The sequence below is a fragment of the Rhizobium rosettiformans W3 genome (assembly GCF_004912135.1).
Lineage (GTDB): Bacteria > Pseudomonadota > Alphaproteobacteria > Rhizobiales > Rhizobiaceae > Allorhizobium > Allorhizobium rosettiformans.
Genome location: NZ_STGU01000001.1, coordinates 499,381 through 524,499, shown reverse-complemented (window position 1 = coordinate 524,499; position 25,119 = coordinate 499,381). Strand labels below are relative to the sequence as shown.

21 protein-coding genes and 1 other RNA gene are annotated in these 25,119 nt (G+C 62.4%); 14 read left to right on the top strand and 8 right to left on the bottom strand.

The genetic code is table 11. From position 1 onward, the window contains the following. Positions 1–158 precede the first annotated feature (158 nt). The 4 genes from ybgF (at position 159) to glmM (ending at position 6,140) form a co-directional block, all read left to right on the top strand. Entirely contained in the window at positions 159–1,154 is a 996-nt protein-coding gene (gene ybgF, locus FAA86_RS02450) for a tol-pal system protein YbgF (protein ID WP_136538191.1), read from the top strand. Next, positions 1,154–2,479: a tRNA lysidine(34) synthetase TilS gene (gene tilS / locus FAA86_RS02445; protein WP_136538190.1), complete on the top strand. Its 1,326-nt coding sequence runs from the start codon at positions 1,154–1,156 to the stop codon at positions 2,477–2,479. Before ybgF ends, tilS begins: the two co-directional genes overlap by 1 nt. Before the next feature lie 120 nt (positions 2,480–2,599). Beyond that, positions 2,600–4,531, top strand: coding sequence for an ATP-dependent zinc metalloprotease FtsH (gene ftsH, locus FAA86_RS02440; RefSeq protein WP_113458489.1), 1,932 nt, complete (start codon positions 2,600–2,602; stop codon positions 4,529–4,531). A gap of 253 nt (positions 4,532–4,784) precedes the next feature. After that, complete coding sequence (glmM, locus tag FAA86_RS02435) at positions 4,785–6,140, top strand: phosphoglucosamine mutase (protein WP_136538189.1); 1,356 nt, start codon at positions 4,785–4,787, stop codon at positions 6,138–6,140. A gap of 80 nt (positions 6,141–6,220) precedes the next feature. Here glmM and FAA86_RS02430 read toward each other — a convergent pair whose 3' ends face one another. Beyond that, on the bottom strand, positions 6,221–6,967 hold the full coding sequence (locus FAA86_RS02430) for a YebC/PmpR family DNA-binding transcriptional regulator (RefSeq protein ID WP_136538188.1): 747 nt from the start codon (positions 6,965–6,967) through the stop codon (positions 6,221–6,223). Positions 6,968–7,127: 160 nt separating this feature from the next. Here FAA86_RS02430 and FAA86_RS02425 point away from each other — a divergent pair, with 160 nt between their 5' ends. Next, entirely contained in the window at positions 7,128–7,631 is a 504-nt protein-coding gene (locus FAA86_RS02425; protein WP_113458491.1) for a pyridoxamine 5'-phosphate oxidase family protein, read from the top strand. Between the two features lie 14 nt (positions 7,632–7,645). On the opposite strand, the gene FAA86_RS02420 is transcribed toward FAA86_RS02425, so the two are convergent. From FAA86_RS02420 to FAA86_RS02410, 3 genes are all read right to left on the bottom strand, one after another. Then, a complete protein-coding gene (locus FAA86_RS02420; protein WP_136538187.1) occupies positions 7,646–8,488 on the bottom strand; it encodes an MBL fold metallo-hydrolase in 843 nt (280 codons plus the stop codon). A 111-nt stretch (positions 8,489–8,599) separates the two neighbouring features. Next, positions 8,600–9,424 carry a TIGR00282 family metallophosphoesterase gene (locus tag FAA86_RS02415; RefSeq protein WP_113458561.1) on the bottom strand — a complete coding sequence of 275 codons (825 nt, stop codon included), beginning with the start codon at positions 9,422–9,424 and terminating at the stop codon, positions 8,600–8,602. A gap of 9 nt (positions 9,425–9,433) precedes the next feature. Next, a complete protein-coding gene (locus FAA86_RS02410) occupies positions 9,434–10,012 on the bottom strand; it encodes a 5-formyltetrahydrofolate cyclo-ligase (protein WP_136538338.1) in 579 nt (192 codons plus the stop codon). Between the two features lie 167 nt (positions 10,013–10,179). Here FAA86_RS02410 and FAA86_RS02405 point away from each other — a divergent pair, with 167 nt between their 5' ends. After that, on the top strand, positions 10,180–12,210 hold the full coding sequence (locus tag FAA86_RS02405; protein WP_136538186.1) for a methyl-accepting chemotaxis protein: 2,031 nt from the start codon (positions 10,180–10,182) through the stop codon (positions 12,208–12,210). Positions 12,211–12,288: 78 nt separating this feature from the next. Here FAA86_RS02405 and ssrS read toward each other — a convergent pair. The 3 genes from ssrS to FAA86_RS02390 form a co-directional block, all read right to left on the bottom strand. Beyond that, positions 12,289–12,447, bottom strand: a non-coding RNA gene (ssrS, locus tag FAA86_RS02400) — 6S RNA. A 54-nt stretch (positions 12,448–12,501) separates the two neighbouring features. Beyond that, the gene (locus FAA86_RS02395) at positions 12,502–12,882 is read right to left on the bottom strand and encodes a cell division protein ZapA (RefSeq protein WP_136538185.1); all 381 of its coding nucleotides are present in this window, start codon (positions 12,880–12,882) and stop codon (positions 12,502–12,504) included. Between the two features lie 70 nt (positions 12,883–12,952). Continuing rightward, positions 12,953–13,225, bottom strand: coding sequence for a DUF4164 domain-containing protein (locus tag FAA86_RS02390; RefSeq protein WP_076394074.1), 273 nt, complete (start codon positions 13,223–13,225; stop codon positions 12,953–12,955). A 341-nt stretch (positions 13,226–13,566) separates the two neighbouring features. On the opposite strand from FAA86_RS02390, the gene tkt reads away from it, so the two are divergent. The 8 genes from tkt to FAA86_RS02350 all read left to right on the top strand — a co-directional run bounded on the left by tkt (position 13,567) and on the right by FAA86_RS02350 (position 24,861). Further along, complete coding sequence (tkt, locus tag FAA86_RS02385) at positions 13,567–15,549, top strand: transketolase (protein ID WP_136538184.1); 1,983 nt, start codon at positions 13,567–13,569, stop codon at positions 15,547–15,549. Positions 15,550–15,623: 74 nt separating this feature from the next. Then, a complete protein-coding gene (gap, locus tag FAA86_RS02380) occupies positions 15,624–16,634 on the top strand; it encodes a type I glyceraldehyde-3-phosphate dehydrogenase (RefSeq protein WP_113458495.1) in 1,011 nt (336 codons plus the stop codon). Positions 16,635–16,880: 246 nt separating this feature from the next. Continuing rightward, complete coding sequence (locus FAA86_RS02375; RefSeq protein ID WP_136538183.1) at positions 16,881–18,539, top strand: BCCT family transporter; 1,659 nt, start codon at positions 16,881–16,883, stop codon at positions 18,537–18,539. A gap of 222 nt (positions 18,540–18,761) precedes the next feature. Continuing rightward, positions 18,762–20,591, top strand: a complete 1,830-nt coding sequence (locus tag FAA86_RS02370) for a potassium/proton antiporter (protein ID WP_136538182.1) — start codon at positions 18,762–18,764, stop codon at positions 20,589–20,591. An 84-nt stretch (positions 20,592–20,675) separates the two neighbouring features. Then, on the top strand, positions 20,676–21,875 hold the full coding sequence (locus tag FAA86_RS02365) for a phosphoglycerate kinase (protein ID WP_136538181.1): 1,200 nt from the start codon (positions 20,676–20,678) through the stop codon (positions 21,873–21,875). 429 nt (positions 21,876–22,304) lie between these two features. Continuing rightward, the gene (locus FAA86_RS02360) at positions 22,305–23,219 is read left to right on the top strand and encodes a fructose bisphosphate aldolase (RefSeq protein WP_136538180.1); all 915 of its coding nucleotides are present in this window, start codon (positions 22,305–22,307) and stop codon (positions 23,217–23,219) included. A gap of 110 nt (positions 23,220–23,329) precedes the next feature. After that, entirely contained in the window at positions 23,330–24,253 is a 924-nt protein-coding gene (locus tag FAA86_RS02355) for a PhzF family phenazine biosynthesis protein (protein WP_136538179.1), read from the top strand. 164 nt (positions 24,254–24,417) lie between these two features. Next, on the top strand, positions 24,418–24,861 hold the full coding sequence (locus FAA86_RS02350) for a PACE efflux transporter (protein ID WP_136538178.1): 444 nt from the start codon (positions 24,418–24,420) through the stop codon (positions 24,859–24,861). Positions 24,862–24,873: 12 nt separating this feature from the next. Here the strand turns inward: FAA86_RS02350 and FAA86_RS24480 are convergent, their stop codons facing one another. Further along, positions 24,874–25,029 carry a hypothetical protein gene (locus FAA86_RS24480; protein WP_166600938.1) on the bottom strand — a complete coding sequence of 52 codons (156 nt, stop codon included), beginning with the start codon at positions 25,027–25,029 and terminating at the stop codon, positions 24,874–24,876. Positions 25,030–25,119 lie beyond the last annotated feature (90 nt).

The window sequence follows — 25,119 nt, the reverse complement described above, 5'->3', positions numbered from 1 at the left end:
GTCCAACCGGCACTCACCATCACGTGAAGGCGGCCTCAGGGCCGCCTTTTACTTTTCTCCACACTTTGGCCGAACTTGGTTGCTTTTTGCAGGCAATTGAGAAAACTCCTGTCGGCGCTGGTTCGGCGCAAATCGTCGCGAAAACAGGAAGAAGGAACATGAACAAACTTGTGATGGCCGCTCTGCTAGCGACGGCCTCGCTGACGGGCCTGCACGGCAGCGCCCACGCTTTCCAGCTGTTTCCGAATGTCCAGTTCGGCCAGAGGGCTCAGCCTGCGCCGGCCCCGAAGGCTGAGGTTCAGATGGTCCAGGCCACGGACCCGACGCTGCGCGTCCAGCAGCTCGAGGAAGAGATCCGCGCGCTGAATGGTCGGATCGAGGAGATGAGCTTCCAGCTTCTCCAGATGCAGGAAACTATCCGCAAGCAGCAGGAAGACAACGAGTTCCGCTTCCAGGATCTCGAAAAGAAGAGCGGCTCGCTGACCCGCCCCGTTGACGGTGGCCAGCAGCAGGACTCGGTCGCTGAAATCATCACCGAAACCCCGGACGTCGGCGCAACCGCCGACGCTTCTGGTGTCGGCACGCCAGGCACCGCCCCCGGCGAGCAGACGCTTGGCTCGATTGCGCTCGACGAAAGCGGCATGCCGGTCACGGCCACGCTGAACGAAGGTGCCATCGACAATGGCTCGACCGCCCTGCCCGGTGTCGATACCGGCGTGACGGCCCCCTCGACGACCCCTCAGTCCGCCCCGCAACAGACCGCCTCGCTGAATTCCGAAAGCGATGTCTATCAGGTCGCCTATGCCCATGTTCTCTCCGGCGACTATTCGCTAGCGGAGAGCGAATTCCGCGACTTCATCGCCGCCTATCCGAGCAGCGCCAAGATCGCGGATGCCAACTTCTGGCTCGGCGAAGCGCTCTATTCGCAGGGCAACTACAATGAGGCGGCCAAGACCTTCCTCAACGCCCACCAGACCTACAACACATCGCCGAAGGCGCCGGAAATGCTGCTGAAGCTCGGCATGTCGCTTGCCGCCCTCGACAACACCGAGACCGCCTGCGCCACGCTGCGCGAAGTCTCCAAGCGCTACCCCAAGGCTTCCCGCGCCGTCGTTTCCAAGGTCGCGAGCGAACAGAAGCGCCTCGGCTGCTGATGCCGGCCCCGCTCGCGGCAGGCTCTTCACTGCCCGACCTCTCGCCCGAAGCGGCGATCGAAGCATTCCTTCATTCCCTCCGTCGCCCCACCACTCTGCTCGTCGCCATCTCCGGTGGCAGCGATTCGACCGGTCTTCTGCTGGCTCTTCAGCGCGCGATCAAGACGCAGCGCTTCCCCCACCGCCACAGTCTGACGGCAGCGACCGTCGACCACGATCTCCGGCCGGGCTCGGCCAAAGAAGCGCAACAGGTCGCCATCCTTTGCAAAAGCCTCGGCATTCCCCATAGCATCGAGTGCTGGACAGATGAAAAACCGCGACACGGGCTCTCTGCAGCAGCCCGCCAGGCGCGCTATCGCCTGCTTGCAAGCGCCGCGGACAATCTCGGCGCCGACGTCATCGTGACCGGCCACACCCTGGACGATCAGATCGAGACGGTGGCCATGCGTGCCGATCGCTCCTCCGAGGGCGCTCTCGGCCTCGCGGGCATGGCACCGGCCACGCTCTACGCCGGCCGCCTCTGGATCCTGCGTCCATTCCTGCGGACCCGACGCACCGCAATCCGCACCTATCTCACCGACCTCGGCCAACCCTGGATCGACGACCCGAGCAACGAGGATCCCCGGTACGAGCGCGTCCGCATTCGCCAGGCAGCGCCGGCGGTCGACCCCGACGCGATCCGGCAAGCGGCTGACCTTCGGGCAACTCTGTCGAGCGCCGCCGCAAAATGGTTGGATGCAGCCGCGACATGTCTCCCGGGGCCGGTCGTGAAGATCGATCTCGACAACGCTCCGCCGCCGGCGCCCGAAACACGCGACCACGCCCTGGCCAGCCTAGTAGCAATCCTGGGCGGCAGGTCGCATCGACCGGCAACGGAAAGCCTCGCGCGCCTTGGCTCTGCATTAGAGTCAGGAGGAGATTTTCGCCTGACGCTGTCCGGCACTCTCGCCCTGCGCAGGGGAAAACACCTCTTTCTGCTGCGCGAGAGGCGCGGTTTTTTGCCGCTGTCGGTGCCAGCCTTCGCATCGGCAACCTGGGATGGACGCTTCGTCATCAAAAACAGCAGCGCACAGGAAGTGACCATCACGGCCGGTCCTGCGGCAGAGATTGATGAACACCTGCCGGGTGCCGTGCGGTCAGCACTCTCCGGAAACGCACCACAAGTCATTGCAGCTGAAGCATTTTCGGGTTCTTCTGCAGACGCCGTCGCCATCACGCCGCGGCTTTCGCTCTTTGCCGAATTCATGCCGGGTTTCGACCGACCCCTGGCCGACGCGATCGGTCGGCTGATCGGCACGGAACCGTCGCCCGCCGTCCCCATTTAAGACTTATTGACGGAAAACGATCTGCGAAGGCCCGATTGCCTTGGCAAGGGTGCGGCGCGATCCTATGTTAGAGGATAATTCTGCGGGGCTCCGTCCCGCACCACAGGTTCGGGGAGTTCAATGAACCCAAATTTTCGCAATTTCGCGCTCTGGGCGATCATCGCGCTGCTGCTGATCGCGCTGTTCAGCATGTTCCAGACCTCGCCGTCGCAGACGGCTTCGAGCGAAGTGCCATATTCGCAGTTCCTTCGGGAGGTCGATGCCGGGCGCGTTCGTGAGGTCACGGTCACCGGCAACCGCGTTCTCGGCAAGTATGTCGAATCGGGAACCGCCTTCCAGACCTATGCGCCTGTCGTTGACGACAACCTGTTGAGCAAGCTGGAAGCCAAGAACGTGATGATCGTGGCCCGCCCGGAAACGGACGGCTCCTCCGGCTTCCTGAGCTATATCGGCACGCTTCTCCCCATGCTGCTGATCCTCGGCGTCTGGCTCTTCTTCATGCGTCAGATGCAGGGTGGCTCCCGCGGTGCCATGGGCTTCGGCAAGTCCAAGGCGAAGCTGCTCACCGAAGCGCATGGCCGTGTCACCTTCGACGACGTTGCCGGTGTGGACGAAGCCAAGCAGGATCTGGAAGAAATCGTCGAATTCCTGCGCGACCCGCAGAAATTCCAGCGCCTCGGCGGCAAGATCCCGCGCGGCGTTCTGCTCGTCGGCCCTCCGGGCACGGGTAAGACGCTGCTCGCCCGCTCCGTTGCCGGCGAAGCCAACGTCCCCTTCTTCACCATTTCCGGTTCGGACTTCGTTGAAATGTTCGTCGGCGTCGGTGCAAGCCGCGTCCGTGACATGTTCGAACAGGCGAAAAAGAACGCGCCCTGCATCATCTTCATCGACGAAATCGACGCCGTCGGTCGCCATCGTGGCGCAGGCCTCGGCGGCGGTAACGACGAACGCGAGCAGACGCTGAACCAGCTGCTCGTCGAGATGGACGGCTTCGAAGCCAATGAAGGCATCATCCTGATCGCCGCGACCAACCGTCCCGACGTTCTCGACCCCGCTCTTCTTCGTCCGGGCCGTTTCGACCGTCAGGTCGTTGTCCCGAACCCCGACATCGTCGGCCGCGAGCGCATCCTCAAGGTGCATGCCCGCAACGTGCCGCTCGCTCCGAATGTCGACCTTAAGGTTCTGGCACGCGGCACGCCCGGCTTCTCCGGTGCGGACTTGATGAACCTCGTCAACGAAGCCGCCCTGATGGCCGCCCGCCGCAACAAGCGCGTCGTCACCATGGCCGAATTCGAAGACGCCAAGGACAAGATCATGATGGGTGCGGAGCGCCGCTCGTCCGCCATGACCGAAGCCGAGAAGAAGCTGACCGCCTATCACGAAGCCGGCCATGCCATCACGGCCTTGCAGGTGCCGGTGGCGGATCCGCTGCACAAGGCAACCATCATCCCGCGTGGCCGTGCGCTTGGCATGGTCATGCAGTTGCCTGAGGGCGACCGCTACTCGATGAGCTACAAGTGGATGGTCTCTCGCCTCGTCATCATGATGGGCGGCCGCGTGGCGGAAGAACTGACCTTCGGCAAGGAAAACATCACCTCCGGCGCATCCTCTGACATCGAGCAGGCGACCAAGCTTGCCCGCGCCATGGTCACCCAATGGGGCTTCTCCGATGTCCTCGGCCAGGTCGCCTATGGTGAAAACCAGCAGGAAGTCTTCCTCGGTCACTCGGTTTCGCAGTCGAAGAACGTCTCGGAATCGACCGCCCAGAAGATCGACACCGAAGTACGCCGCCTGATCGACGAGGCCTATACCGAGGCCCGCCGCATCCTGACGGAGCACCATGACGAGTTCGTCGCGATCGCCGAAGGTCTTCTCGAATACGAGACGCTCTCGGGCGACGAGATCAAGGCGCTGCTGCGTGGCGAGAAGCCGTCCCGTGACAGCGGCGACGACACCCCGCCGAGCCGTGGCTCTGCCGTGCCCTCCACCGGCCGCAAGGACGCCCCGAAGGGCGGCGAGCCGGAAGGTGGCCTGGAGCCGCAGCCGCACTGAGTGCGCGCCCAGATCAAGACACGAGAAAGGCCATCCTTCGGGGTGGCCTTTTTGGTTTCAGTTGCAGTGTTCGTCAGATTCCAGTGGACGAGCGTGGCAGAGGTAACGCCGTGTAATCGTTTTTAGCGCTATTTTACGTGTCCTGTACCGCGTTCTGTGGCATGAGCAGCCAACCAAGGGATCTCCGCGCGATCGCTCGAGACGAATGACGTCTCGCAGCCGCGGAGTTGAAAAGGACTTGAAGGAACACCTGATGACACGTCGCTACTTCGGCACGGACGGCATTCGCGGCCTTTCCAACCGCTTTCCCATGACCCCGGATCTCGCCATGCGGGTCGGCATCGCCGCAGGCACCATCTTCCGCCGCGGCGGCCATCGCCACCGCGTGGTGATCGGCAAGGATACGCGCCTTTCCGGCTATATGCTGGAAAACGCCATGGTGGCAGGCTTCACAGCGGCCGGTCTCGATGCCTTCGTTCTCGGCCCGATCCCGACGCCTGCCGTCGCCATGCTGACGCGTTCGCTCCGCTGCGATCTCGGCGTCATGATCTCCGCCTCCCACAATCCCTTCGCCGACAATGGCATCAAGCTCTTCGGCCCTGACGGCTACAAGCTCTCCGACGAACTCGAGATGCAGATCGAGGAACTGCTCGAAAAGGACCTGTACGGTCAGCTCGCATCCCCGAACGACATCGGCCGCGCCAAGCGTATCGACGGCGTGCATGACCGCTACGTCGAATTCGCCAAGCGCACCCTGCCCCGCGACGTCACCCTTCATGGCCTGCGCGTCGCGATCGACTGTGCCAATGGTGCGGCCTACAAGGTTGCCCCTGCGGCTCTTTGGGAACTCGGCGCCGAGGTCGTCACGATCGGTAACGAGCCCAACGGCACCAATATCAATCTCGAATGCGGCTCGACGCATCCGGAGACGCTGCAGAAGAAGGTGCACGAGACCCGCGCCGATATCGGCATCGCGCTCGATGGCGACGCCGACCGTGTCATCATCGTCGACGAGAACGGCACGGTGGTCGACGGCGACCAGTTGATGGCGGTCATCGCCGAGACCTGGGCTCAGGACCAGACCCTGCGTGGTGGCGGCATCGTCGCAACTGTCATGTCCAATCTCGGCCTCGAACGCTTCCTCGGCGACAAGGGCCTGACCCTTGCCCGCACCAAGGTCGGCGACCGCTATGTGGTCGAACACATGCGCAATCACGACTTCAACGTGGGTGGCGAGCAGTCTGGGCACATCGTGCTGTCAGACCATGGCACGACCGGCGATGGCCTCGTGGCAGCCCTGCAGATCCTGGCAGCCGTCAAGCGCACAGGCCGTACGGTGAGCGAACTCTGCCATCGCTTCGAGCCGGTGCCGCAGCTCCTGCGCAATGTCCGCTTCTCCGGCGGCAAGCCATTGGAAGACGCCGTGGTCAAGCAGGCGATCGCCGATGCGGAAGCCGAACTTGCCAAGTCCGGCCGTCTTGTCATCCGCCCTTCGGGCACTGAGCCGCTGATCCGTGTTATGGCCGAAGGCGATGACCGCGAGCAGGTCGAGCGCATCGTCAACGAACTCGTCGACGTGATCGGCAGCGTGCGCAGCGCGGCTGCCTGATCGCCGATCGATTGCTGGAAACGAAAAAGCCCGGCTGGTCTGCAGCCGGGCTTTTTTGATGTCTGGTGTCTGACCGCGGATCAGGCCGAAAGCTTGGCCATGACCTCGTCGGAGATTTCGAAGTTCGAATAGACGTTCTGCACGTCGTCATCGTCTTCCAGCGTGTCGATGAGCTTCATCAGCGACTGCGCCTTTTCTTCGTCCACTTCGATCGTGTTCTGCGGCTTCCAGATCGCCTTAACGGAGCTGGCTTCGCCAAGAACCGCTTCGAGCGCCTTGGACACGTCGTTGATGTCCTCGAAAGCGCAGTAGATGGTGTGGCCTTCTTCGTCGGAGACGACGTCTTCGGCTCCGGCTTCGATCGCCGCTTCCATCACCTTGTCCGCGTCGCCGACCGAAGCCTTGTAGGTGATCTCACCGACATGGTCGAAGGAGAAGGAAACCGAACCGGTTTCGCCAAGCGCGCCGCCGGCCTTCGAGAAGGTGGACCGTACGGAAGATGCGGTGCGGTTGCGGTTGTCGGTCAGCGTCTCGACGATGACGGCAACGCCGCCCGGACCGTAACCTTCGTAGCGGATCGCGTCATAGGACTCGGCATCGGCACCGGATGCCTTCTTGATCGCGCGCTCGATGTTGTCCTTCGGCATCGACTGTGCCTTGGCGTTCTGGACGGCGAGGCGAAGTGCCGCATTCATCGCAGGGTCGGGCAGACCGGTCTTTGCGGCAACCGTGATTTCGCGTGCAAGCTTGGAGAACATCTTCGAACGGATACCGTCCTGCTTCCCCTTGCGGTGCATGATGTTTTTAAACTGTGAATGGCCAGCCATGGCACCCCTGATCAGGTCTCTATATTGGGAATGGCCGCCTTATACGGGCGAAACCGGCCCGGTTCAAGAGTCATGAGACCTCTGCGAAGCCCGTGATGAGTGAGGAACATCTCACCCTTGAGTTCGTTGCCTCCACGGCAAAACCCGTAGGAGACAAAACATGGCAAGCTTCACCGAAGCCAAGGAAAATCCCGTAGAACAGCTCTGGGACGAGATCGACGACATCCATGCCGGCATGCTCGGCCTGATGGGTGGCAACATGCACATGCAGCCCATGGCTCCGAATGCGGATCGCAAGCGCAACGCCATCTGGTTCTTCACCAAGACCGACAGCCATCTGGTGCAGGCGCTGCGTCCGGGCAGCCGCGCGCATTTCTGTGTCGTCGGCAAGGATCACGACTATCACGCATGCCTCGCTGGCACGCTGACCGAAAACAAGGACCCGGCGAAGATCGACGAGTACTGGAACTCGGTCGTGGCTGCCTGGTACGAAGGCGGCAAGTCCGATCCGAAGCTGACGCTTCTGGAACTCAAGCTGGATGACGGCGAAATCTGGGCCTCGACCGACAGCTCGCTCAAGTTCGGCTGGGAGATCGCCAAGGCCAATATGAGCGACGAGAAGATGCCGGATGTCGGCGTTCACCGCGAAGTCCGCTTCGCCTGAGGTGTCAAGGGGTCCTAGACCCCTTGAAGAACGAGGATCAGCGGCTTTCTCGGCAGTGTCCGCATGGACACGGTGAAGCCGCGGTTCTCGGAAATCTGCGTATCGAAACTGTCGTCGAACATCGACAGGAAGGTTTCGATCGGCGGACCACGGCGATGCATGGGCAGGATCACGGCAGAGCGCAGCCGTTTGACGATCCGGCTCATGCTGTCGGCCCCGAGCGTCAATCCGCCATCCACCGGGACCATCAGGATATCGAGACGTCCGATCTCGCCGTAGTGAGTATCGGTCAGCTCGTGATGCAGGTGCCCGAGATGCCCGATGCAAAGCCCCGCCACCTCGAAGATGAAGATGGAATTGCCGTTCGGCTCCATCTCCCCACCCCAGCTTCTGATATCCGTCGGGACGTTGCGCACATAGGCGTCGCCAACGACCAGCCTGTGCTCGATCGGCTGCCCGGGCTCCGCTTCGTTCCAGCCATGCAGAACGGCGCCGATCGCCGGGTCAGGATTGAGCGTGTAATGGCTCGAATGGGCCTTGTTCATCGTCACCACGTCGGGGGTGCGCGACGTGCGCAGCCAGCCATTGAAATCGGTGGCAATCGAGATACCCCCAGGGGTGTCGATCTGGAACGTGGAGTGACCCACGAAAGTGATCACGACGTCCTCTTGCACCTGCGCCAGCGTCAAGGCCGGAGCCCCCGATGCGGGCGGCGTGAAGTTGGCATATTGAACGTCGGGGATTTTCTCGGCGATCAGCTGGCACTGGCTGACCTGCGGTCGCGGTGCCTCTTGCGCAAAGGCGCTGCCGGTCAACACGGCAAGCGCCATCGTGGACAACATCAGTCTCAGCATCATGCCGCTCCCTGCACCGTATCCAGATCGTGCATTAGAGAATGCGGGAGCGCCGGGAAAGCGTAAAGCGCCCTCCCGGTGGCAAGGCGTCACAATGGCGTTATCGCTGGTCTGTCAGGCCCAGAAGGACGGGATCGTTTCGGCAAGCCGCGGCCCGAGCCTGAGCGGTGCGATCTTTTCGGCAAGCCCCGTGCTGTCGGAGATCTCGACACCGACGCCGCAGATGGTGGCAGGCCCGCTGGCCGCCTCGAAGCGGCCTTTGGGCATCTTCGAGATGAAGCGGTTGAGCGGCTCCTCCTTCTCCATGCCGAGCGAGGAATCGTAGTCGCCGCACATGCCGGCATCCGACATATAAGCCGTGCCGCCGTTCAGGATCTGATGGTCAGCGGTCGGAACATGCGTGTGCGTCCCGACGACAAAGCTCGCACGGCCATCGACGAAATGGCCGAAACACTGCTTCTCGCTCGTCGCCTCCGCGTGGAAATCGAAGACGATCACATCCGCCTGCTCCTTCAGCGGGCAGGCTGCCAGGATGGCCTCGGCGGACTTGAAGGGATCGTCGAGTTCCGGATGCATGAAGACGCGGCCCATGATGTTGGCAACGAGCACACGAGCGCCATTGCGGGCGTAGTAGAGGCCCGAGCCCTTGCCGGGCGTTCCGGCGGGATAATTTGCCGGACGAAGGAACTGGTCATGCCGCGTGCAGAAGGAGACGGCCTCCTTCTGGTCCCAGACATGGTTACCGGTCGTGACGACATCGGCCCCGGCATTGATGGTCTCGAGATAGATATCTTCGGTGATGCCGAAGCCGCCGGCGGCGTTCTCACCGTTGACGATGACGAAATCGAGCTTCAGGTCGGAGATGAGGCCCGGCAACCGCTCCCAAACAGCCGTACGTCCGGTCTTGCCCACCATATCTCCGAGGAACAGAAGTCGCATTTCGTCCAATCACTCCATGAATGTTCTGAGGCCGCTCTCTGTCAGCACGGCCTCCAGCCGGACGTCATGGGCTTCATAGGGCACTTCTGCCACCTCCTGACAGTCGAATGCAATGCCGATCAGACGCGGATGCCGGCCTTTTTCCCTGAGACGTGCAATCGCGCGGTCGTAGTGACCGGCGCCATAGCCGACGCGGTTGCCTTGGGCATCGAAGGCCGACAGCGGCACAAGCAGCAGATCCGGATCGAGAACGGCCGCCTCAGGCCCGGGCCCACGCGTGCCGAAGCCGGTGTCGACGAGCTCCGCCCCGGCCACCAGTTCGCGGAAGACGATGGTCTCCTTGTCCATGACCACGGGCAGGCAGAGACGCGCGCCGCGCGCCTTCAGCCGCGCCATCAGAGGCCGGATGTCGGCCTCTGAGCGGATGGGAAAGAAGCCGGAGACGATGGTACCCGGCTCGATGCTGAGATCATCGCCGGCAAGCTCGGCCATGCGCAGGCTGAACTCGAGCCGAAGCTCGGCGGGGATGGCGTCACGGGCGGCAAGCCGCTCACCTCTAAGATTTGCCTTTAATTGGCGTTTTGACATCATGAAACGCTGATCCTGAACGGGCCACCCCAAATATGGGGTGACAAAAGCCAAAAAATCGAGCAATTGCCCTTTATCAAGTGCCTTAGCAATTCCCTTGGAAAACCAAGGATTAACCCGAAGAGCTTAGACTAAGGTTCGAGTTAATGTACAAGGGGCATCGCTTCATGCAGCTATTTTCACGCTTCGGCATCACGAAAACGATCACGGCAACGACAGTTCTGATCCTCGTCGCGTCCCTCGGAGCGGTGGCCTGGGTCATTTCTGGCAGCATCGAGACGCGCATTCAGCAACAGGCCATCGCCGGCCAGGATGCAAGCCTGCGCACCGCCGCGACGATCATCGAGCGCGACCTTCCCGGCACCCAGATCACCTGGGCCAAGGACGGCAACGTTGAACGGGTCGTCATGGAGTCGATCCCTACCGAATTTACCGAGCATGGCATGATCGACACGATCGGCCGCATGACCGGCCAGACCGCGACGATCTTTGCCTGGGATGCCGAGAGCAAGGACTTCTGGCGCCGCACGACCAACATCATCAAGCCTGACGGCAACCGTGCCGTTGGCACGGCACTCGGCCAGACCGGCGCCGTCTACCCCTATTCCGTCAAGGGTCAGGTCTATCGCGGCGAGGCCGTGATCCTGGAAACGCCTTACTACACCATCTATCAGCCGATCTTCTCGCCTGCCGGCGACGTCATCGGCATCCTCTATGCCGGTGTGCGCAAGGCTGAAATCAACGGCATCGCCACCGAGATGACCTATGCGATCGGGACAACCGCGCTGATCGTCCTGCTGATTGCCGCCACCCTGATCGCCCTTCTCGTGCGCCGCATCGTCGGCTCGCTGCCGCGCCTCACCGCCGTGGCCGAAAGCCTGGCAGCCGGCCAGCTCGACACCTCGGTTCCCGACCAGGACCTGAAGAACGAAGTCGGGGCCCTTGCTCGCGCGATCAACGTCTTCCGCGAAAGCGCCATCCAGAAGATCGAGATCGAGCGCCAGGCAGCAGAAGCCGCAGCCCAGGGTGACCAGGAACGTGCTGAGCGCGAACGCGCCAAGGCCGAAGACTCCCGCATGGTACAGGAAGCCGTCGACGTTCTCGCTGGCTGTCTCAACCGCCTGAGCGACGGCGACCTGACGGTTCGCATCGATCGTCCCTTCACCGGCGACCTCGATCGTCTGCGCGTCGACTTCAACGCTTCGGTCGAGAAGCTGAGCAGCACGCTGTCGGAAATCCGCGCCGAAACCTCCGGCATCGAGGCAAGCTCTGCCGAAATGCGCTCGGCAACGGACGACCTTTCGAAGCGCACCGAGCAGCAGGCAGCCTCCCTCGAGGAAACCTCCGCGGCACTCGAGGAAATCACCTCGACCGTTCGCGGCTCCTCGGCCAAGGCGGATGAAGCGGCCCACATGGCAACCAAGGCGCGCCAGAGCACCGAAAGCTCCAGCAAGGTCGTCTCCGACGCGATCGAAGCCATGAGCCGGATCGAACAGGCATCGAGCGAGATCTCCAAGATCATCAACGTCATCGACGAGATCGCCTTCCAGACCAACCTGCTTGCCCTGAACGCAGGCGTAGAAGCCGCACGCGCCGGTGAAGCCGGCAAGGGCTTTGCCGTCGTTGCCCAGGAAGTTCGCGAACTTGCCCAGCGTTCGGCCAATGCCGCCAAGGACATCAAGGCGCTGATCAACAAGTCGGGCGAAGCCGTCGCCGGCGGTGTCTCGCTGGTCCAGCAGACCGGCAGCGCGCTCGGCGAGATCTCCAACCAGGTGGCCGTTATCAACGACCACATCACGGCGATCGCATCGGCGGCCCGCGAACAGTCCACGGCGCTGCACGAGATCAACGGCTCGGTCAACCACATGGACCAGTTCACGCAGAAGAACGCCGCCATGGTGGAAGAGGCAACGGCTGTCACGCACCGCCTCGCCGACAGCGCCCGCAATCTCGGTGGCCTCGTCGCCCAGTTCCGGATGGCCGGCAACGCTGCGGCCCCGGCACGCACCGTCTCAACCCCGGCCTATACGGCGCCTGCGGCACCGGCTCCCCGCGCCGCCTCGCGTCCGGCAGCCGCCGCAGCCGAGACCCGGCCGGTCGCCTCTCCGGCCCGCAAGATGATGGGCGGCCTCGCCAAGGCCTTCGGCGGCGGCAACACGGCCGCTGCGGCCTCGCAGGACAACTGGGAAGAATTCTGATCCCAGGAGCCAAAAAACAAGAAAAGCCGTCGCGAGCAATCGCGGCGGCTTTTTGCATGTCATCTCTTGAAGAGTGAGGTGCGATCCACGGCAACCGATGGAGATTTACGATCCTGGGTGCCTACAAACGTAGGTGGGCGCCATATGTCCGAGCCCACGGGCCCGGTCAGGGACAGCTCCCTTTGGATCGAGTATGGCCCCAGGGATTGTGGTTCCTGTCGTGAGGCGCAGATCGCAATTCAGATATAGGCGCTTCGCCCTGACTGCGCCAGTGGGCTCAGCAAATAGTCCTTAAGCCTGGGGCTGGGGCGCGGGGCGCTGGGTGAGCTTGCGGGTGATGCCGTTCAGCCGCTCGGCGAGATCGGCAATCGCATGCGCCACGGCTTCTTCGCGCTGATGGACGCCTGAGAGGACCGTGTCGCGTCCCTCGCGGAAGCCCTTGAGTTCGGCTTCGGCGGTGGCGAGGCGGCGATTGATCTCGGCCATCTCGTCCATGACCATGATGCCGGCCATCACCGTGATCCTGAGATCACCGATTTCGCCGAATTGTCCCTTGAGATGGCCGACATACCGATCGAACTGGCTCGCAAGCTCGGTCAGATGGGCTTCCTGCCCCTCCTCGCAAGCCATGCGATAGGCTTTTCCGTCGATCGTGACTGTCACCTGCGACATCGGCCATCCAACTCTTTCTTACGCACGACGCCATCGCGCCGGAAGCACACAAACGCCTTTAGCCGACCGTTCAGCGGTCGAGAACCGCCCGGATCGTCTCCATCGCGGTCACCAGTCGGCGCGAAACCTCGCGATTGACCTCTTCAAGCCGGTTGGCGCGAAACTCCGACTGATCCAGTTCCTGGGCGAGGCGCGCACGATCTGCATGGACGCGGCGAACTTCGCCATCGATCTCCGTGCTCTCCCGTTCCGCCTCGAAGCGCATGTCGACGGCGTTCTCGAGCCCGGCGACAGCCTGCCGTAGCGCTGCGAGCGCGGCATCAACCGAATTTTCCGCCGGCATTATTTCGCCCCTGCCTCAGTGATGTCTGTTCGCTACACGAATCGTTGTGGCCGCCCCGATCCTGTGTGCCGGGACAGTAAGCCCCGGTCTTGCCGCGCGTCAATAAAGCGCGGCCCCTTGGAAGAAGCCAATTCTGTGGAAGACTGCCGCTTATTGCCGCTGCGGAAGTCATCCGGACAAGTCGCACAGGAAAGAGGCAAAGAGATGTTTTATTGGCTCAGGAAACGCCCCGGGCCGGCCCTTTTGTTGACTTGCGCGATGCACCTGATAAGGATCAGCCCCGTTCAGGCGGCCCGTCCCGGCGGGCCGTATCTCGAAGCCCCGGAACAAGCGGATAAGCCATGATTTCTCCCGAAAAACATCAGCGGATGGCGAATGCGATCCGTTTCCTCGCCATGGATGCAGTGGAAAAGGCCAATTCCGGCCACCCCGGCATGCCCATGGGCTGCGCCGATGTCGCGACCGTTCTCTTCACCCGCTACCTGAGCTTCGACCCGAAGAACCCGCTCTGGCCTGACCGCGACCGTTTCGTGCTGTCGGCCGGCCACGGCTCCATGCTGATCTACTCGCTCCTCTATCTCACCGGATACGAGGACATGACGATCGAAGACATCAAGTCTTTCCGCCAGCTCGGCGCCAAGACCGCAGGTCACCCGGAATATGGTCATGCCTCCGGCATCGAAACGACCACCGGCCCGCTCGGCCAGGGCATTGCCACGGCTGTCGGCATGGCACTCGCCGAAAAGAAGCTGTCGAACGAGTTCGGCTCGGACCTGCAGGACCACTACACCTATGTGCTCGCAGGCGACGGCTGCCTCATGGAAGGCATCAGCCAGGAAGCGATCACGCTGGCCGGCCACCTCAAGCTCAACAAGCTGATCGTCTTCTGGGACGATAACGGCATCTCGATCGACGGCGCGATCTCGCTCGCCGACTCGACCGACCAGCATGCCCGCTTCCGCTCGGCCGGCTGGAACACCATCGCCATCGACGGCCATGATCCGGAAGCGATCGCGGCTGCGATCGAAACCGCCAAGGCATCCGACAAGCCGACCATGATCGCCGCCAAGACCGTCATCGGCTTCGGCGCCCCGAACAAGGCCGGCACGCACAAGGTTCACGGCTCGCCGCTCGGCGCCGACGAAATCGCCGCCACCCGCAAGGCGCTTGGCTGGGAAGAAGAAGCCTTCTCGATCCCGGCAGACGTGCTGGACGCCTGGCGTCTGGCTGGCCTGCGCTCGACCAAGACCCGCAAGGAATGGGAAGCACGCCTCGCTGCTGCAGACGCTGAGAAGCGCGCCGAGTTCAACCGCCGCTTCGCAGGCGAACTGCCCGGCACGCTCGCCGGCGCCGTCGACGCCTACAAGAAGAAGCTCGCCGAGACCAAGCCGACCGTCGCCACCCGCAAGGCTTCGGAAGACGCGCTCGAAGTCATCAACGGCGTCGTCACCGAAACGCTCGGCGGCTCCGCCGACCTGACCGGCTCGAACAACACCAAGACCAGCCAGACCAAGTCGATCACCCCGACCGACTTCTCCGGCCGCTACATCCACTACGGCATCCGCGAGCACGGCATGGCCGCGGCCATGAACGGCATCGCCCTGCATGGCGGTCTGATCCCCTATTCCGGCGGCTTCCTGATTTTCTCGGACTACTGCCGTCCGTCGATCCGCCTCGCTGCTCTCATGGGCATCCGCGTCATCCACGTCCTGACCCATGATTCCATCGGTCTCGGCGAAGATGGCCCGACTCACCAGCCGGTCGAGCACATGGCCGCCTTGCGCGCCATCCCGAACCTCCTGATGTTCCGCCCGGCAGACGCCACGGAAACCGTGGAATGCTGGCAGGTGGCGCTGGAGCACAAGGACCGTCCGTCCGGTCTGGCGCTGACCCGTCAGAATCTCATCCCGGCCCGTACGGAATACGAAGAACGCAACCTCTGCGCCCAGGGCGCCTATGAGCTGATCTCGGCCAGCGACGCACAGGTCTCGATCTTTGCCTCCGGTTCGGAAGTCGAGATCGCGATCAAGGCGCAGCAGCAGCTGGAAGCCAAGGGCATCTCCGCCCGCGTCGTCTCGGTCCCCTGCTTCGAACTCTTCTTCGAACAGGACGCCGCCTACCAGGAAGCGATCATCGGCCATGCGCCGGTAAAGATCGCCGTCGAAGCCGGCATTCGCCAGGGCTGGGACGCGATCATCGGCTCCACTGGCACCTTCATCGGCATGAAGTCCTTCGGCGCCTCCGGCCCGGCCAAGGAACTCTACAAGCACTTCGGCATCACGGCTGACGCAGTTGTCGCCGCGGCTGAAGAGAAGCTTGCCTGACACCATCCCGCCAGGGCGCGCGTGCTGCGCCCTGACATTGCCCAAGAGCTCAATATTCAATCGGGAGTGCACCAATGACTGTGAAAGTTGCCATCAACGGCTTCGGCCGTATCGGACGTAACGTTCTCCGCGCCATCGTCGAATCCGGCCGCACCGACATCGAAGTCGTCGCCATCAACGATCTGGGCCCGGTCGAGACTAACGCCCACCTGCTGCGCTACGACTCGATCCACGGCAAGTTCCCGGCCGATGTGAAGGTCGAAGGCGACACGATCATCGTTGGCGGCGGCAAGCCGATCAAGGTTACCGCGATCAAGGATCCGGCAACCCTGCCGCACAAGGAACTCGGCGTTGACATCGCCATGGAATGCACCGGCATCTTCACCTCGCGTGAAAAGGCCGCCCTGCATCTGCAGGCCGGCGCCAAGCGCGTCATCGTTTCGGCTCCGGCCGATGGCGCCGACCTGACGGTCGTCTTCGGCGTCAACCACGACAAGCTGACCAAGGACCACCTGGTCATCTCGAACGCCTCCTGCACGACCAACTGCCTGGTGCCGGTCGTCAAGACGCTCGACGATGCCGTTGGCATCGACCACGGCTTCATGACCACGATCCACTCCTACACCGGTGACCAGCCGACGCTCGACACCATGCACAAGGATCTCTACCGCGCCCGCGCGGCAGCGCTCTCCATGATCCCGACCTCGACGGGCGCAGCCAAGGCCGTTGGTCTGGTTCTGCCGCACCTGAAGGGCAAGCTGGACGGCACCTCGATCCGCGTCCCGACCCCGAACGTCTCGGTCGTCGACTTCAAGTTCGTCGCCAAGAAGGACACGACCAAGGAAGAGATCAACGAAGCCATCATCGCAGCCTCCAACGGCGCCCTGAAGGGCATCCTCGGCTACACCGACGAGCCGCTGGTTTCGCGCGATTTCAACCACGACAGCCATTCGTCGATCTTCGCACTCGACCAGACCAAGGTTCTCGAAGGCAACTTCGTGCGCATCCTGACCTGGTACGACAACGAGTGGGGCTTCTCGAACCGCATGTCGGACACGGCAGTGGCGATGGCAAAGCTCATCTGATCCATTAAGATCAGTCTCGCATGAAGGCGGGTCAGCAATGGCCCGCCTTTTTCGTTTTCGAAGATGCCGGCCTCGCCTGAGAAAAAATTGGTTCCGACCATGGAACAATCAGGCGGCCCACTAGTTGCCTCTTCGAATTGTGGCGCAAATGCGGCTTCTTTGGACAGCCCGCGCCACCCGATGGCGCCCTTGCGCGCCGATCTGAGGCTTGAAGCCTCGACCTCACATTGAAAGGATACCGGAACATTGGCTCTCACAACGACCGATCCCCATGAAGCTGTCGCGGAAGATGCGATCCCGGCGCCAGAGGGGCGGACCGAGATCATCGATACCAGCTATGAGATCGGTCAGGACAACATCAACTTCCGCCGCCGTTTCGTCTTTGAACTCGACATCCACAATGTTGTCTTCAGCGTCTCGGCTTTGTCGATCGTACTTTTCACCTTCCTGACGCTGGCGTTCCAGACGACGCTCGAGCCGGCCTTCACAGGCCTCAGGAACTTCCTGACCAGCAATCTGGACTGGTTCTTCCTGCTGACCGGCAATGTCTTCGTCCTCGTCTGCATCGGCTTGATCCTCTCGCCGCTCGGGCGCATCCGCCTCGGCGGCCCTGACGCCCGTCCCGACTTTGGCAACCTCGCCTGGTTCGCGATGCTGTTTGCCGCCGGCATGGGCATTGGCCTGATGTTCTATGGCGTCTCCGAACCCATGGGTCACTTCACGGCCGCACTTGGCGGTCCCGTTGTCGAAGACGGCGTCCGCACGGACTGGGCACCGCTCAACGGCGCGGTCGGCGATCCCGAAGGAGCCCGGCGCCTCGCCATGGCGGCAACCATCTTCCACTGGGGTCTGCACCCCTGGGCGATCTATGCCGTCGTTGCCCTCGCTCTGGCCCTCTTCTCCTTCAACAAGGGCCTGCCGCTGACACTGCGTTCGATCTTCTACCCGATCTTCGGTGAGCGCGTCTGGGGCTGGCCGGGTCACGTCATCGACATCCTGGCGGTCTTCGCGACCATCTTCGGTCTCTCGACCTCGCTCGGCATCGGTGCCCAGCAGGCCAGCGCCGGTCTGGAATTCCTCTTCGGCATTCCCGCGACCGAAACCACGATGATCCTGCTCGTGCTGGCCATCACCTGCATCGCCATCGCCTCAGTCGTCGCGGGCATGGACAAGGGTGTGAAGCTTCTGTCGGAGGTCAATCTCGGCCTTGCAGCCTTGCTGCTCGTCTTCATCATCGCGGTCGGACCGACAATGCAGATCCTCAAGGGCTTCTTCCTGAACCTCTCGGCCTATGCGACCTATCTGCCGGCACTTGCCAATCCCTTCGGTCGTGAAGACACCAACTTCTCCCAGGGCTGGACGGCCTTCTACTGGGCCTGGTGGATCAGCTGGTCGCCCTTCGTCGGCATGTTCATCGCCCGCGTCAGCCGCGGTCGTAGCGTACGCGAACTGCTGACGGCCGTTCTGCTGATCCCGTCGCTCGTCTCGGTCCTGTGGATGACGGCTCTTGGCGGCACCGCGATCAGCCAGCTCGTCAATGACGGCCTGACCAGCGTGCAGGATGCGGCTCTGGAACTGCAGCTCTTCGAAATGCTGGCCCATCTGCCGATCACCGCGGTGACCTCCTTCATCGGGATCATCCTGGTCGTGGTCTTCTTCGTGACCTCCTCCGACTCCGGTTCGCTGGTCATCGACACGATCTCGGCAGGCGGCAAGGTCAATGCACCGGTCCCGCAGCGTGTCTTCTGGGCAAGCTTCGAGGGTCTGGTTGCAGTCGCCCTGCTTCTCGGCGGCGGTCTCGTGGCACTCCAGGCCATGGCCGTGTCCACCGGCTTGCCCTTCGCGGTTGTCCTCCTCGGCGCGTGTTACGCGCTCATCCGAGGACTGATGTCCGAGCCGAGATAAAAAATGACGTGGGGCGGATTAAAATATTTAAATCCGCCCCATAATCATCATGATCTTGCTCCAGCTTGCTGAAGCCGTTCGGCAAGCCATTGAACTTCCGCCTTGCAAGAAGTGCCCGTCATGACGACGGGAAGCGACCACGTTTCGGTTTGACAGCCGGATCGCGGAAACGGACAGTGGTGGGTGCGACCGGTCGACAGGTGATGGGAAAGGGGAAGAGGATTGAGTGAGTTCTATGCGGTCACGCTGGTTGCAACGGCCCTCGTCTTCCTGGCCGCCTTTTCGAGCCTCATCGCCTTCCGCTTCGGTGCGCCCCTCCTTCTTCTCTTTCTGACGATCGGCCTGGGTGCCGGCGTCGATGGTCTCGGCATCGACTTCTCCAATTTCGGACTGGCTTACGTGGTCGGTTCGCTGGCGCTAGCGGTCGTCCTTTTCGATTCCGGTTTTGGCACCTCCCTGCAGTCCTTCAGGCTGTCTGCGGCCCCGGCGCTGACGCTCGCGACGGCAGGCGTCCTGCTCACCACCCTGCTTCTTGGCTTTGCCGCCCATTTCCTCTTCGGCTTCAGCTATCTCGAAGGCATGCTGCTCGGCGCGATCCTCGCATCCACGGACGCGGCGGCCGTGTTCTTCCTGCTGCGCATCGGCGGCATCAACATTCGTGACCGGGTTCGCTCGGCGCTCGAAGTCGAATCCGGCACCAACGACCCCATGGCGATCTTCCTCGCCATCGCGCTGGTCGAATTGATCTCGAACGGCAGCGGCGCAGACGCTCTCTCTTTCGATCTGCTGAGGCTCTTCGTCGAGCAGATGGGGATAGGCCTCATCCTCGGTCTCATCGGCGGGGCGTCGATTGCCTTCATCCTGCGCCGGCTCCAGATCGAGCAGGGTCTGGCACCGATCTTCATGCTCGCCATGGCCCTGATGATCTTCGCCTTCACCGGCCTGATCGGCGGCAGTGGCTTCCTCGCCGTCTATGTCGCCGGCATCTATGCCGGGTCGCGCAAGCTGCCCTCGACGGTGTCGATCAAGCGTTTCCAGGACGGCATGACCTGGCTCTCCCAGATCATCATGTTCCTCGTGCTCGGCCTCCTCGCGACCCCTTCCGAGTTTCCGCAGATCCTGCTGCCGGCCGTCCTGCTCGCCCTCTTCCTCGTCTTCATTGCGCGCCCCCTCGCCGTCTGGCTCTGCCTGCTGCCCTTCGATTTCACTCAGCGTGAAACGGGCTTCATCGCCTGGGTCGGCCTGCGCGGCGCCGTCTCCATCCTGCTCGGGATCGTGCCGGTCATCGGCAACATGGACAACGGCCAGCTCTTCTTCAACACGGCCTTCATCGTCGTGATGATCTCGCTGGTGCTGCAGGGTTGGACCATCAAGCCGCTCGCAAAGCGCCTCGGGCTGATCATTCCGCCACGTATTGGCGCAATCGACAAGGTCGAGCTTGACCTGCCGGGCTCGGCCAATCACGAACTCCTCGCCTACCGCGTCGTTGCCGGCAGCCCTGTTCTTCGCGGCGAGCGTATTCCGCGTTGGGCTATGCCCTCGCTGGTCATCCGCGACGGCAAGTCGATGCGTTACCAGTATGCCGGCCGGCTGCGCGAAAACGACCAGGTCTACCTCTTCATCGCGCCGAGCTATTCCAAGCTGCTCGATCGCCTCTTCGCCACCGAAGCCCCGGTGGAAGAAGACGACGGTGAGTTCTTCGGCACCTTCGCGATCTCGCCCGCAACCCATGTGCGCGACCTCGACGAAGCCTATGGCCCCCTCTCGATCACCGACAGCGAGCGCGGCAAGACCGTCGCCGAGATGATCACCCAACGCCTCGGCGGTCGCGGCGATTATGCCGACCGGGTCCGTCTCGGTGCCATTGTGCTGATCGTCCGCGACATCGACGAACACGGACATATCGCATCCGTCGGCGTGTCCATGGAGCCGGTCGAGCCCGCCACCACCTGGCCAATCTTCCTCAATATCCGCGAACTCGTTCTGGCGAGCCGCGATTATCTGCGTCGCAAACGCGGCGAGACGAGGCTGGATCAAACCGGCGAAAAATGAAACCTCGCGCCTTGCGCCGTCATCTGAGCGGTGTAAGGTCCGGCCCGTCAGCCCAGTTCAACAGCATTCAAGACGGGTAGTTTCATGCCGGCTTTCAAGACACTCGACGATCTCACCGACATCGCAGGCAAGCGTGTGCTTGTCCGCGTCGATCTCAACGTTCCCGTCACGGACGGCAAGGTTTCCGACACGACGCGCATCGAGCGCGTGGCGCCGACGATCCATGAGCTGTCGGAAAAGGGTGCCAAGGTCATTCTGCTCGCCCATTTCGGCCGCCCGAAAGGTGAGCCGGTCCCCGACCAGTCGCTCTCGCTGATCGCACCGGCCGTCGAGGAAGTGCTCGACCAGAGCGTCGCCTTCGCTTCGGACTGCATCGGAGCACCCGTCGCCGACGCCATCGCCAAGATGGAAAACGGCGATATCCTGCTTCTCGAAAACACCCGCTTCCATAAGGGCGAAGAGAAGAACACACCGGAATTCACCGCAGAACTTGCCAAGAACGGCGACATCTACGTCAACGACGCCTTCTCCGCCGCCCATCGCGCCCATGCCTCGACCGAGGGCCTCGCCCATCACCTGCCCGCCTATGCCGGTCGCACCATGCAGGCCGAGCTGGAAGCGCTGGAAAAAGGCCTCGGCCAGCCGACCCGCCCGGTCGTTGCCATCGTTGGCGGCGCCAAGGTCTCGACCAAGATCGACCTGCTCTCCAACCTCGTGACCAAGGTCGACGCCCTCGTCATCGGCGGCGGCATGGCGAACACCTTCATCGCCGCTCAGGGCATCAATGTCGGCAAGTCGCTCTGCGAGCATGATCTGGCCGACACCGCCCGCTCGATCATGGAAACGGCCAAGAAGGCAGGCTGCTCGATCGTGCTGCCAGTCGACGGCGTGGTTGCCCGCGAGTTCAAGGCCAATGCCGAAAACGAAACGGTCGACATCAATGCCATCCCCGCCGACGCAATGATGCTCGACGTTGGCCCGAAGTCGGTCGAACTGATCAACGGCTGGATCGAAAAGGCAGCGACCCTCGTCTGGAACGGCCCGCTCGGCGCCTTCGAGATCGCCCCCTTCGACAAGGCGACCGTCTCGGCGGCCGAACATGCGGCCGAACAGACCAAGGCCGGCAAGCTCGTGTCCGTCGCCGGTGGTGGCGACACCGTATCGGCGCTGAACCATGCCGAAGTCGCCGACGACTTCTCCTATGTCTCGACGGCCGGCGGCGCCTTCCTCGAATGGATGGAGGGCAAGGAACTGCCGGGCGTCGCGGTCCTGACCAAGGGCTGAGCTGTCTTTATCAAAACTTGAAACCGATCGACCGCGCGCCCCTCCGGCGCGCGGTCTTTTTTGTTGTCGACAGTCATTTGGCCGTCTCAGTCTTTGCGTTACCATGAGCCAGCGGAACCTCGGTCGGCGACACACGTTATTTTGCCCCACTGAAATTCCCTGCACCTCGACTGCGAAAACCGCAATTTCCATGCCGTTTGAAACGCGTTTAAAAATCTTTGAATTTTCAAACGATTGAAATGATTTCAATCGTTTCAATAGCTTAGCGGACCATTTTCCCTCCGTGGAAGTTCTGTTATCGCCGAAGACAGACCGGTCCCGCAGGACCGAGACGGTCCGGGAGTGACCGGCACAGCGCAGGCGGCCAGGTGCCACAACAGGAATTCAGTTGGGCGCGTTGCGCGCCATGTTCAGGGATAGGAGTGAAATATGGTGGACGCGAAGATGTTGGACAAAATGACCTCGGCACCTGGCTTCATCGCCGCGCTGGACCAGAGTGGCGGCTCGACACCGGGTGCATTGCGTCTCTACGGCGTCTCCGAGAGCGACTACCAGGGTGACGACGAGATGTATCGCCTGATCCACGCCATGCGCGCACGCATCATGAAGGCACCCGCCTTTACCGGCGACAAGGTGATCGGCGCCATCCTCTTTGAACGCACCATGGACGGCGATGTCGACGGCGAGCCGGTTCCAACCTTCCTCTGGGAAAAGCGCGGCGTTGTCCCCTTCCTGAAGATCGACAAGGGCCTGCTGGAGGAAGAGAACGGCGTGCAGCTGATGAAGCCGATGCCGGACCTCGACGCGCTGCTCGTCCGCGGCCGGGAGAAAGGCATTTTCGGCACCAAGATGCGCTCCGTGATCGCCCATGCCGACAAGGGTGGCATCGCTGCGGTGGTCAAGCAGCAGTTCGAGGTGGCGCGCCAGATCATCGCCCAGGGCCTCGTTCCGATCGTCGAGCCGGAAGTCTCCATCAAGAGCCCCACGAAGCGGGAAGCCGAAGCCATTCTCCGTGACGAGATTGCCGCGGAACTCGACCGGCTGCCGGCAGGTGACAAGGTCATGCTGAAACTGACCATTCCGACGGTCGATGACTTCTACGCACCGCTCGTCTCCCACCCGTCGGTCATCCGGGTTGTCGCTTTGTCTGGCGGCTACAGCACGGTCGATGCCTGCGAGAAGCTCAGCCACAACCACGGCGTGATCGCGAGCTTCTCCCGCGCGCTTGCGGAAAAGCTGCGCGTGTCGATGAGCGATGCCGAGTTCAACGCCAGCATTGCCGAGACGATCGATCAGATCTACGCCGCCAGCGTCAACAAGGCCGGCGCCATGGCCGCCGAATAAGCGCTGCGACGGACCACAGAACGGCAAACTTGTCATCAGGACACGAAAGCCCGGCCACGTGCCGGGCTTCTTGCGTTATCAGGGGACCAGGGAAAGCCTCTGGAGCAATCATGCCGAACTCGTCTCGTACCATCCCCTTCGTCACCGTCGACGTCTTCACCGAAACGCGCTTTGCCGGCAACCCGCTGGCCGTGATCACCGATGCACGGGGCCTGAGCGACAAGGAGATGCAGCAGATCGCGGCTGAATTCGGCTACTCCGAAACGACTTTTGCCCTCCCGCCCAAGGAGCCTGGCAACACCGCCGAGGTACGGATCTTCACCCCCGTGACGGAGGTGCCCTTCGCCGGTCACCCGAATGTCGGCACCGCCTATGTGCTCGCAAGCCAAGGAACGATCTTCGGCAACCCTGTGAGCGACCGGATCCGTTTTGAGGAAAAGGCTGGGCTGGTTGAGGTCTCGGTTTCCCGCAAAGACACTGGCGACGTCAGCGCAACGACGATCCGGGCGCCCGGCCCGCTGACGATCGGCGCCTCGATCCCGCCGGGGATGATGGCACCCTGCGTGGGGCTCTCGTCCAGGGACATCGAGACCAGTCGGCACCAGCCAACCTTTGCGTCCGTCGGATTGAAGTTCATCCTGATCGAAGTGAAGGACCTCGACGCATTGGCCCGCGCCGCCTCTCGTCTGGAACCATTGACGGCCCTCAGACAGGAATACGCCGCGGAAGACTGCGATTGCGCGACCTTCCTCTACACCTGGGTCGGTCAGGATCATCTGCGCGCCCGCATGTTCGCCCCCTTCGACAATGTCACCGAGGATCCGGCAACGGGCAGCGCATCCGCAGCACTTGGCGCGTTCCTGACGACGCTCAAGGCGCCACCCGACGAGCGCCACCTCCTCATCGAGCAAGGCGTCGAGATGGGCCGCCGAAGCCTGATCCGGCTGTCCGTCCGGACACGGAACGCAGCCTTCAACTCCGTCGAGATCAGCGGAAGCTCTGTTCTGGTCTCGCGCGGCGAACTGCTGATCTGAACGGAACCCTCTCGCTCAATCCTTGCGCAAATGCCGAAAACTTCAGCAAGACTATCTTGCCGCAGCGGGCTTGGCTGACTATATCCGCGGGTGAGGACGACCTCCCCATATAGGGTATGATGATCACTGCGGGACGACCCGCCTGTTTTCCCGGAGGGAAGAACATGCGCACCGCCGCAGACCGTATTCGCCACGCCATCAGCTTTGAATTGATCGGCCTTGCCCTGATTATTCCGATCGGCAGCTGGGCGTTCTCGGTCCCGCCCACCGACATCGGCATTGTCGGCATTGTCAGCGCGACGCTCGCGACCGGCTGGAACTATCTCTACAATCTCGGCTTCGACCACATGTTGCGCCGCTATACCGGCACGACGCTGAAGACCGTGCCCATGCGCATCATTCACGCCATCCTCTTTGAGGTTGGCCTGCTCATGGTGCTCATGCCGTTCATCGCCTGGTATCTCGGGATCAGCCTCTGGCAGGCCTTCGTCATGGACGTGGCCTTCGCCCTGTTCTACCTGGTCTATGCCTTCATCTTCAACTGGGCCTATGACAGGCTCTTCCCCCTGCCTGAATGGCAGACGGAGAAGGCTGCGGCTGCGAAGTGAGGCGTCGGCCGATCACGGCCGGATCAGGAGCGTGATCGACCAGGTGACGAAGGCGACCACGGCGAGTTTCCAGAAGTCGCTGCGGCGCCTCAGTCCCGGCAGGCCGAGGGGCTTGATCAGCTGGACGATCATCGCGAGGATCAGAAAGGCGGAGATGGCCTTGGTCATTCGTATTCCCTGTGGAGCGTGCGCGCGTGAACGCGCAGAAGCTTTGATAGCGGCGACGCAGCCACACGACTGTCACTTTTGCCCGCCAGA